This is a genomic window from Intrasporangium sp. (genome assembly GCF_035688975.1).
GTDB lineage: Bacteria > Actinomycetota > Actinomycetes > Actinomycetales > Dermatophilaceae > CALMNV01.
In genome coordinates this window covers 1-9,633 of record NZ_DASSMH010000032.1, presented here as the reverse complement: position 1 = coordinate 9,633, position 9,633 = coordinate 1, and the positions used below count along the sequence as shown (strand labels likewise).

Sequence of the window (9,633 nt, the reverse complement as noted above, 5' to 3'; positions counted from 1 at the left end):
GACGGCCAGCACGACCCGAAGATCTACGGCGACTTCGCCCGCCAGCGCCCCGACCGGGTCGAGGCCATCGCGATCCGAGAGCTGACGCCGTCGGAGCAGGTGCTGTCCCACGGCATACCGGTGTCGCTCGAGGAGCTCACCCCGTCGCGGGACCGGCACGAGAAGGACGTCCCGGTCTGCCGGGCCGGCGACGGGTACGGGCTGTTGCAGCTGCTGCGGGTGGCGCTGCGAACCCCGGCCGGTGACGGCGGCCTCTGACAGACTGGCGTCGTGCCGGAGCTGCCCGAGGTCCAGGCGCTCGTCGACTTCCTCGCCGAGCGGACTGCCGGGCTGGCCGTGACGGGGGTCGAGCTGGGGTCGTTCTCGGTGCTCAAGACGTTCGACCCGCCGCCGCAGGCGCTCGCGGGGGTGCCGGTCGACTCGGTCTCGCGGCACGGCAAGTTCGTCGACCTCGACTGCGACGGCATCCACCTGGTCTTCCATCTGGCGCGGGCGGGCTGGCTGCGGTGGTCCGACGCCATGCCCAACACGGTCCTGCGCCCGGGGAAGTCGCCCATCGCGCTGCGCACTCGGTTCTCCGACGGCTCGGGCTTCGACCTCACCGAGGCCGGCACCAAGAAGCGGCTGGCCGCCTACCTCGTGCGCGACCCCCGGGACGTGCCCGGCATCGCCTCCCTCGGCCCCGACCCGCTGGCCCCCGAGTTCACCCGCGAGGCCTTCGGGGCGCTGCTGGCCGGTCGGCGCTCGCAGATCAAGGGGCTGCTGCGCGACCAGGGCTTCATCGCCGGCGTCGGCAACGCCTACTCCGACGAGATCCTGCACGTCGCGAAGATCTCACCGTTCGCCATCGCCGGCTCCCTCGCCCCGGAGGTGGTCGACCGGCTGTATGCCGCGCTGCGCGACACGCTGCGCGGCGCGGTCGCCGCCGCGTCGGGCAAGCCGGCCAAGGAGCTGAAGGACGCCAAGCGGGCCGGGATGCGGGTGCACGGCCGCACCGGCCTGCCGTGTCCCGAGTGCGGCGACGTGGTGCGGGAGGTCTCCTTCGCCGACACGTCGCTGCAGTACTGCGCCACCTGCCAGACCGGCGGCAAGCCCCTCGCCGACCGGCGGCTGTCCCGGCTGCTCAAGTAAGGCACCGGCCTTCGGCGTCAGTGCAGCCGGGCGCTCAGCAGCTGCAGGACGACGCCTGCGACGGCGCACGCGCCGAGCGTGCGCAGCACCGACCACCGCCGCGCGAAGACCAGCACGCACCCGAGTGCCGTGACGGTGAGGGCCGCGACCTGCAGCGACCCGACGACGGGCAGCTCGAACCGGACCGGGCCCACGCCGATCCGGTGTGTCTCCTCGAAGAGGGTGTGCAGGGCGAAGTAGACGGCGAGGTTGGCGATGACTCCCACCACGGCGGCGCTGACGCCGGTCAGCGCCGCGGACAGGCCCCGGTGGTGGCGCAGCCGCTCGACGTAGGGCGCGCCGAGCAGGATGAAGAGGAAGCACGGCACGAAGGTCACCCAGGTGGTGAGCAGGGCGCCCAGCACGGCCGCGCCCCAGGGGTTGAGCGACCCGGGGTGCCGGTAGGCCCCGAGGAAGGCGACGAACTGCACCACCATGATGAGGGGGCCAGGGGTCGTCTCGGCGAGCGCGAGGCCCCGCACCATCTCGCCCGGCGCCACCCAGCCGTAGACGCCGACCGCCTGCTGGGCGACGTACGCGAGCACGGCATACGCGCCGCCGAAGGTGACCACGGCGGCCCCGGAGAAGAAGAGGCCCTGTGCCACGAAGACGCTCTGCCGACCGAAGAGCACCCCGACGGCGACGACGGGGGCGGCCCACAGCAGCAGCCCGATGCCGAGGACGGCCGCCGCGCGGCGTGCCGTCGGCCGCTGCGTGTGCAGCGCGTCGTCGGGCACGAGGGGCGGTGGCCCGCCGTCGGCCTTGCCGCGAGCCGCCGGCCCCTCGGCGACGGTCGGGCTGACCCGTCCCGTGAGCCAGCCGAGCAGGCCGGCGCCGGCGACCACCGCCGGGAACGGCACGGCGAAGACGCTGAGCGCCACGAAGGACGCCACCGCGAGACCCACCAGGGTCGGGCGCGTCAGCGCCTTCCGGCCGACCCGGATCACGGCCTGGATGACGATGGCGATGACCGCAGGGCCGAGCCCGAGGAAGAGCGCCTGCACGAGCGTGGTGTCCCCGAAGGCGACGTAGGTCCCGGAGAGCGCGAGGAGGGCCACGACGCCCGGCAGGACGAACAGGGTGCCGGCGACGAGCGCCCCCTTGACGCCGTTGAGCAACCAGCCGATGTACGTGGCGAGCTGCTGCGCCTCGGGACCGGGCAGCAGCGTGCAGTAGGACAGCGCGAAGAGGAAGCGCTGCTCCCCGATCCAGCGGCGCTCGTCGACGAGGGTGCGGTGCATGACCGCGATCTGGCCGGCCGGTCCCCCGAAGGTCTGCAGCGAGATCGCGAACCACGCCCTGGTCGCCTCCCGCAGGGGGACGACGTCGCGGTCGACCGCCGCCGGGGCGCCGACCTGCCCGCCGACCTGCCCGCCGACCTGCCCGCCTCGGGCGGGGACGGGCCGGCGACGGGGACGTGGGACCACGGTCGGCAGCGTGCCGGGGGCCGGGTGCGGCGTCAAGGGCGGGGTGCGACCCGCATGGCTGTCGGGGCACTCCTCTAAGGTCGCTGCAGACGGATCGGCCGACCGCAGGAGGGTCACGACATGGAGCTGGGAGCCGCGCTCACCCTGGGGACCGAGCTGCTGCGCGGGCACGGCCTGGCCGACTGGACGCTCACCCTCGACCGGGCCAAGACCAGAGCTGCCGTATGCCGCTCGAGCAGCCGCACCATCAGCCTGAGCGCGCACCTGACGGCCTTGCACCCGGAGGAGGAGGTGCGGGACACGATCCTGCACGAGATCGCCCATGCCCTCGTCGGAGCCCGGCACGGCCACGACGCGGTGTGGCGGGCCAAGGCGCTCGAGATCGGCTGCTCCGGCCAGCGGTGCAGCTCGGTGGACGCGCCCCGGCTCGAGGGGCCGTGGGCCGGCACGTGCCCGGCCGGGCATGTCGTGCGGCGGCACCGCCGGCCGACCCGGGTGGGCCTCTGCGGCCTCTGCCGTGGGCCCGAGCGGCAGCGGCTGCTCGACTGGACCCACCACGGCGTCCGCGTGCCCATGCATCCCAACTACGTCGCCGAGCTGGCCGCCTTCCTCGGCGGCAGACCCCAGCACGCCCCCGGTCGGCTGCGGCCCGGGGCCCCGGTCCGCATCTCGGCCGAGGGCAGGTACCACGGGATGGCCGGGTGGGTCGTTGGCCGCGGACGCACGCGCTACCGCGTGCGGGTGGGGGCGCGGATGCTGCTCGTGCCCTTCGCGTTCGTCGAGCCGGCCGAGTGACGACGAGCCCCGGTCATGGCGCGGCACACGGCACTGGCCACGAGGGGCACCACGGGGCTGCTCGGGGTGGTCGTCGCCGGGGCGCTGCTCACGGGCTGCGCCGGCCTGTCGGGACCACCTGACGAGGCGACGACACCACCGGGCCAGCCGACCGGCACAGCCGGGGTGACGATGCGTGCGACGCTGTCCACGGGAATGCCGCGGGCCCCGGGCGCCGCTGCGACCGGGACGCCCGGCCTCGTCGTCGACTACACCGTGCGCAACACGGGCGACGGGCCCGTCGTCGTGCACGACCGCGTCCCCGACGCGCTGGGCTCGGCGGTCCTGCCGACGAGGCTCAATCCCGAGCACGCCTGGGTGTTCGCGGTCGAGGGGGTGCTCCGGGTGAGCAAGCAAGGCTTCGCCCCGGCCCCCGGGACGAGGTTCGTCGCCGCTCCGCGGACCGGCGCCCACGTGCTGCCCCCCGGCGCCACGCTCCAGGGGCGCGCCTTCGCGCCGCTGCCGCCGCGGCTCGACGTGCCCGGGGCGGAGTTCACCGCCCCGCGCGGGCCCATCGCAGGGCTGACGAGCTGGCAGTTCTGCGTCCAGGTGGCGCGGGGAGTGCCCGTCCCGGGTGCCACGACCGCGGCCGGGTCCGGCCTCGCCGACCCTCCCGTGGTCCCGGTCGCCGTCACGGCGCCAGGACCGGACGAGCTGCTCTGCTCACCGGTGGCGCCGCTGCCCCCCTGACGCAGAGCCGGCACGCCACAGCCCGTGACGTTCCGACGACGTGACGTCAGGGCTCCTGACGGTCAGAGGATGCGCGGCTCGCCCGCGCCGTGCAGCGGCTTGCCCGTCGCCTCCCAGGCGCGCATGCCACCGTCGAGGTTCACGACGTCGAACCCCTGCCGGGTGAGCCAGGCCACCGCGCGGGCCGATCGGCTGCCGCTGCGGCACACGACGGGGACCGGCCCGGCGTCTGTGTCGGGCAGGTCGTCGAGGCGCGAAGGCAGCTCTCCCAGCGGCACGTGCACGGCATTCGGTGCGTGGCCCGCCGCCCACTCGTCGGCCTCGCGCACGTCGATGACGATGGCGTCATCGGGCACGTCCTGCACCGTCGTGGTCGGCACCTCGGTCGGCATCTGGCTCATGGCCGCAGTGTCCCACGGCGCGCCTCCACCGCGACGCACGAGGGCGGCCCACGAGGGCGGCCCACGAGGGCGGCCCGCCACGACGCCCGCGCCCGGCGGCATACGGCCCCGGCATAGCGTGTGTCACGTGAGGGTCCTGTCCATCCAGTCGCACGTCGCGTACGGCCACGTGGGCAACTCCGCGGCGGTCTTCCCGCTGCAGCGGCTGGGCCACGAGGTCTACCCCGTGCACACGGTGACCTTCTCCAACCACACCGGCTACGGTGCCACGCGGGGCCCGGCGCTCGCTGCGGCCGACGTGGCCGAGGTGATCAAGGGGGTCGAGGACCGGGGTGCCTTCCCGGGCATCGACGCCGTGCTGTCGGGATACCTCGGCGAGCAGGCGGTCGGCGAGGTCGTCCTCGACGCCGTGGCGCGGGTCAAGGCGGCCAACCCGGCCGCGATCTACTGCTGCGACCCGGTCATGGGCGACGTCGGGCGCGGGTTCTTCGTGCAGCCGGGGATTCCCGAGTTCCTCCGTGACGACGTCGTGCCGCGGGCCGACATCGTCACCCCGAACCAGTTCGAGCTGGAGTTCCTCGTCGGCGGGCGGGTGCGAACCCAGGCGGAGCTGGTGGCGGCGGCCGAGGACGTGTTGGCCCGTGGCCCGGAGGTCGTCCTCGTCACCAGCGCCCTCACCGAGGACACGCCGCCGGGCTGCGTGCAGATGGCCTGCGTGACCGGCGGGGAGCGGTGGCTCGTCACCACGCCGCTGCTGCCCATCGTGGCCAAGGGCGGCGGCGACGTCACCGCGGCGCTCTTCCTCGCGCACTACCGCCAAGGTGGTGCCCGGGCGGCGCTGTCGCGCACCGCCGCGACGATGTATGCCGTGCTGCGCGCGACGGCGGAGCGCATGTCGGAGGAGCTGCTGCTCGTCCAGGAGCAGGAGGCCGTCGCCGCTCCGGACGAGATTTTTCAGGTTTTGCCGATTGGGTGGACCGCGCCCCCGTGAGTCACGTTATAGTCGGCACGCGCCGTTCCGCATGACCACCCCTGACCGTGCGGAACGGCGTTTTTCATGCCCGTCCGTCCCTTTTTGGTTCGGTCCGGCGACACGATGCCGATGTATGCGGCAATCTCGGCTTTTCCCTAGAGAGCCGTATAGCCTCGCATCGTGGACCCCGTCACGAACCCCTACGCCCCCGGGGCCGGCCAACGGCCCCCTGAGCTGGCTGGCCGGGACGAGCAGCTGCGGACCTTCGACGTCGTGCTGGAGCGCATCGCCCGCGGCCGGTCCGAGCGGTCCATCGTCCTCACGGGGCTGCGGGGGGTCGGCAAGACCGTGCTGCTCAACGCGCTGCGGTCCTCGGCGGTCCGCGCTCATTGGGGGACCGGGAAGTTCGAGGCGCGCCCGGACCAGCGGCTGCGCCGCCCCCTCGCCGCCGCCGCGCACCAAGCCGTCCGCGAGCTCGGTCACCCCCGCGGTGACGAGGTGGACCACGTCCTCGGCATCATCAAGGCCTTCGCGCTGCGCGACGCGCCCGCCAACGCGCGGCTGCGTGAGAAGTGGCAGCCGGGGATCGACGTCCCGGCCGTGTCGGGGCGCGCGGACTCCGGCGACATCGAGATCGACCTCGTCGAGCTGCTCACCGACGTCGGGGGCCTCGCCGCCGACGTCGGCAAGGGCATCGCCTTCTTCGTCGACGAGATGCAGGACCTCGACGCCCACGACGTGTCGGCCGTGTGCGCGGCCTGCCACGAGATCTCCCAGTCGGGGCTGCCGGTCATCGTCGTGGGGGCCGGCCTGCCACACCTTCCCGCCGTGCTGTCCGCGTCGAAGTCCTACTCCGAGCGGCTGTTCCGCTACCAGCGCATCGACCGGCTCGAGCGCGGGAGCGCCGACCGCGCCCTCGTCGGGCCGGCCTCGGAGGAGGGGTGCGCGTTCACCCCCGAAGCGCTCGACGAGATGTATGCCGTGACCGCCGGCTACCCCTACTTCATCCAGGCGTACGGCAAGGTCGTGTGGGACGTCGCCCCGAGCTCGCCCATCACGGCGCAGGACATCGGGGTCGCCGCACCGGAGGCCGAGTCCGAGCTCGCGGTGGGCTTCTTCGGGTCGCGCTTCGAGCGGGCGACGCCGGCCGAGCGCGAGTACCTCCGGGCCATGGCGGAGGCCGCGCTCCTCGCCGGCGGCGAGGGCCGGACGGACGGCGAGGCGGACGGCGAAGCGGCCGCCATGGCGACCGACGGGCGCGGCGTCCTCGAGCGGGAGGCGGTGGCGACGAGCGTGGTCGCCGACGTCCTCGGCCGCAAGCCGCAGTCCCTGTCACCGGCGCGCGATGCACTCATCAAGAAGGGGCTCATCTACTCGGCGGAGCGGGGTCAGATCGCGTTCACAGTCCCGCACTTCGGCAGGTACCTGCGCTCCCAGGCCTGAGCGGGCCTGCCAGCGCGGAGTGAGCGCGCCCGACCGTTCACGCCGAGAACCTCGCTTTTCCCGAATACTTCTTGCGCCCTACAACCGCTTACAGGGACGGCCCGGTGCCGACGGGCAGAGGTCGGTTCTCCGGAGACCGCTTGGCTGCGCCGACGTATTACTGGCTTGGACACCCGGTGGGCCCTTGGTCGAGCACAATGCAACTCATGGAGAATCTGCGCCTATTTGTCGGACGCAATGTGATGCAGCAGGTTGTTTCGGCATTGCCAAAGCGAGGTCCGACGACAACTGCCGTCTCCTAAGTCTAGTCTACTCCCCTGCTGGACCGGACTGTGCAGCAGCGGCGTTTGCGGCCGCCCGCTCGGCGGCTGACGGGTGGTGCATCACGAACACTCCGACCTTGGTAACGCCATCGGCCTCATACACAGTGACAACCGAGTTCTTGCCCTCGTTCGCCGTCTGCCAGGCAAGCGCTTCCTGCGGACTTTGGAAGTTTGCGCCGGCCGCTGCATCCAGCTCGGCCCTAAGGACGTACCCGGTGCGCCCATTGGTGGCGACTGCCTGGATAAGGTCCGGCTCCTCATTGGGCGAGGCCGCAGCAAGTGCGGAACCGAAGGTCTGTCCGCGTGCGTTGTGCCCATATGACGATGTTGGCCCGTCGGCGCTCGCACCGGTGTTGGTTGACATCAAGATGGCGATCCCGACGATCACGGCGGCTCCGCTGGTCGCGACTGCCTTGGGAGTCTGGATTCGCATGCCGCTGCCCCGTTCGTTAGCTAGTCTGATTAGGTGACTTGAACGTGAAGTAGGACGAATAGCTAGACCCGTTCCACCCCTGGGTGACGCCGTAACTATAGAAGTTGAACCCGGAACCGTACCTTGTGCAAGAGGATGCACTGGTGTAGGACCCATAGTTGACGGTTGACCCGTTGTGCACATTTCCGCTTTCGCAGTACAGGCTCCCGGACTCGGTGAACATCCGTCCGCGCGCGCTCTCCCACCCAGCGGGGATGGACGAGCCGCTAGTGGGGCCAACTGCGGTGTACCCAGACGCTTGCCCTGCGTAGAGCACCACTGCGGTTGCCCAGTTGACGTAGTTCTTGCCATTCACCGAGTAGTACCCCGAGGCAGAACTCGCGTTCGCGAGCGCCACACCGGCCCCCATCAGCATCAAGAACCCGCACAGCGGCGTCGCACGGCGCAGCCGCCTACTAGCGGTCATAGCGAAAAGGTACCGACACCCCCCAGCTCACGCCACCCGAAAGTAGCGGCGGCCGAGTTAAAGCTCCTTGAACTCGAGCCGTCGCACGTGAAGAGCCGTGGGTCATCGATCCGCGACGCCATTTCCGTGAGGACTTTCAGTACTGGCTCAAGCGCGGCTCCGGCGCCAGCCCGCGACCCTACGTGCGACCAGCAGACAGGAGGGGTGTGTCCGACGAACCGTGGTTCTGCCATTGTTTTTCAGAGGTTCTCGGCGGCCGGCATGCGGTCGGCGAAGGTGATGGCGACCCGCAAGTGCGGGGCTCGGATCTGGAGGTGGTGACGCTCGTCGTCGTGGGATGAGCGACCCGGCGACCGTCACCGTGTCCTGGCGGCAGAGACGTTGAGCTCCTCGAGGAGACCGAGCACCCGGCGCCTGATGTCGTCTCGGATCGGCCGCACGGCCTCGAGGCCCTGACCGGCCGGGTCCTCCAGCTCCCAGTCCTCGTAGCGCTTGCCCGGGAAGATCGGGCAGGTGTCGCCACAGCCCATGGTGATCACGACGTCGGAGTCCTTGACGGCGTCGACCGTCAAGACCTTGGGCTTCTCGGCGTGGATGTCTATGCCCTCCTCCGCCATGGCCGCCACGGCCGCCGGGTTCACGTGCTCGGCAGGTGCGGAGCCGGCCGAGCGCACCTCGACGGCGCCACCGGACAGGTGGTGCAGGTAGGCGGCGGCCATCTGGGACCGGCCGGCGTTGTGCACGCAGACGAACAGGACGCTGGGCTTGTCGCTCATGACGGCTGAGCCTTCCGTGGGTGGATTGGGCGGGGGTTGGGGATGTCGTGGTCTCAGGTGGCGTGGACGGTTTCCGGGAGGTCAGGCGGCTCAGGCAATCCTCGCCGCGGGAAGAGGAATCCGGCCAGCCCGGTGCCGAGCGCGGCCCCGACGAGCTGCGCGAGTGCGAAGCCGGGCACGCTCCCTGGGGAGATGCCGGCGAACGTGTCGGAGGTCGACCGGGCCAGGGCCACGGCCGGGTTCGCGAACGAGGTCGAGGACGTGAAGAAGTACGCGGCGCCGATCCACGCCGGGACGATCACCGGTCCGAGGTGGCCGCGACCGGTTCGAGTGATGGCGCCGATGGTGAACAGCAGGCCGGCCGTGGCGACGACTTCGCCGAGCCACAACGCCGGCCCGGTGCGCTCGTGTCGCGAGGCCTGCCACGTGGGCAGCTCGAACATCACGTTCGCGACCGCGGCCCCGGCCAGCCCCCCGGCGAACTGGGCGAGTGCGTAGCCTGTCGCCTCACCGGCGCCGAGGTCCCGACGGACCGCCCCGACCAGGGTCACGACGGGGTTGAAGTGCGCCCCGGACACCGGTCCCAAGGTGGCGATGAGGACGCCCAGGGCCGCCACGGTCGCCACGGCGTTGACGAGCAGCTGCAGCGCGATGTCCTGGGTGAGATTCGTGCCCATGATGCCGGAGCCGATGACGG

At 71.8% G+C, this 9,633-nt stretch carries 11 protein-coding genes and 1 pseudogene; 7 read left to right on the top strand and 5 right to left on the bottom strand.

The genetic code is table 11. The features are described 5' to 3' along the window. Together VFJ94_RS03525 and VFJ94_RS03520 are read left to right on the top strand one after the other, a co-directional pair. A pseudogene (locus VFJ94_RS03525) lies at positions 1 to 258 on the top strand (hypothetical protein); the annotation flags it as partial. A gap of 12 nt (positions 259 to 270) precedes the next feature. Continuing rightward, positions 271 to 1,131 (top strand): Fpg/Nei family DNA glycosylase, encoded by an 861-nt coding sequence (locus tag VFJ94_RS03520; protein ID WP_325002806.1) that lies wholly within the window; start codon positions 271 to 273, stop codon positions 1,129 to 1,131. A gap of 17 nt (positions 1,132 to 1,148) precedes the next feature. Here VFJ94_RS03520 and chrA read toward each other — a convergent pair whose 3' ends face one another. Next, complete coding sequence (chrA, locus tag VFJ94_RS03515) at positions 1,149 to 2,597, bottom strand: chromate efflux transporter (protein ID WP_325002805.1); 1,449 nt, start codon at positions 2,595 to 2,597, stop codon at positions 1,149 to 1,151. 120 nt (positions 2,598 to 2,717) lie between these two features. Here chrA and VFJ94_RS03510 point away from each other — a divergent pair, with 120 nt between their 5' ends. Together VFJ94_RS03510 and VFJ94_RS03505 are read left to right on the top strand one after the other, a co-directional pair. Continuing rightward, positions 2,718 to 3,392, top strand: coding sequence for a SprT-like domain-containing protein (locus VFJ94_RS03510; RefSeq protein WP_325002804.1), 675 nt, complete (start codon positions 2,718 to 2,720; stop codon positions 3,390 to 3,392). Positions 3,393 to 3,407: 15 nt separating this feature from the next. Further along, positions 3,408 to 4,121: a hypothetical protein gene (locus tag VFJ94_RS03505; protein ID WP_325002803.1), complete on the top strand. Its 714-nt coding sequence runs from the start codon at positions 3,408 to 3,410 to the stop codon at positions 4,119 to 4,121. A gap of 62 nt (positions 4,122 to 4,183) precedes the next feature. On the opposite strand, the gene VFJ94_RS03500 is transcribed toward VFJ94_RS03505, so the two are convergent. After that, on the bottom strand, positions 4,184 to 4,522 hold the full coding sequence (locus VFJ94_RS03500; protein ID WP_325002802.1) for a rhodanese-like domain-containing protein: 339 nt from the start codon (positions 4,520 to 4,522) through the stop codon (positions 4,184 to 4,186). 127 nt (positions 4,523 to 4,649) lie between these two features. Between VFJ94_RS03500 and pdxY the strand changes: the two genes are divergently transcribed. After that, positions 4,650 to 5,513 carry a pyridoxal kinase PdxY gene (pdxY, locus tag VFJ94_RS03495; RefSeq protein ID WP_325002801.1) on the top strand — a complete coding sequence of 288 codons (864 nt, stop codon included), beginning with the start codon at positions 4,650 to 4,652 and terminating at the stop codon, positions 5,511 to 5,513. Positions 5,514 to 5,675: 162 nt separating this feature from the next. Continuing rightward, a complete protein-coding gene (locus tag VFJ94_RS03490) occupies positions 5,676 to 6,938 on the top strand; it encodes an ATP-binding protein (protein WP_325002800.1) in 1,263 nt (420 codons plus the stop codon). A 309-nt stretch (positions 6,939 to 7,247) separates the two neighbouring features. On the opposite strand, the gene VFJ94_RS03485 is transcribed toward VFJ94_RS03490, so the two are convergent. After that, the gene (locus VFJ94_RS03485) at positions 7,248 to 7,649 is read right to left on the bottom strand and encodes a hypothetical protein (RefSeq protein WP_325002799.1); all 402 of its coding nucleotides are present in this window, start codon (positions 7,647 to 7,649) and stop codon (positions 7,248 to 7,250) included. A 717-nt stretch (positions 7,650 to 8,366) separates the two neighbouring features. On the opposite strand from VFJ94_RS03485, the gene VFJ94_RS03480 reads away from it, so the two are divergent. Continuing rightward, positions 8,367 to 8,501 (top strand): hypothetical protein, encoded by a 135-nt coding sequence (locus tag VFJ94_RS03480; protein ID WP_325002798.1) that lies wholly within the window; start codon positions 8,367 to 8,369, stop codon positions 8,499 to 8,501. A gap of 15 nt (positions 8,502 to 8,516) precedes the next feature. Here VFJ94_RS03480 and VFJ94_RS03475 read toward each other — a convergent pair whose 3' ends face one another. Next, entirely contained in the window at positions 8,517 to 8,936 is a 420-nt protein-coding gene (locus VFJ94_RS03475) for an arsenate reductase ArsC (protein ID WP_325002797.1), read from the bottom strand. Positions 8,937 to 8,989: 53 nt separating this feature from the next. Then, the coding region (locus VFJ94_RS03470) for an aquaporin (protein WP_325002796.1) at positions 8,990 to 9,633 on the bottom strand (644 nt) is incomplete at its 5' end.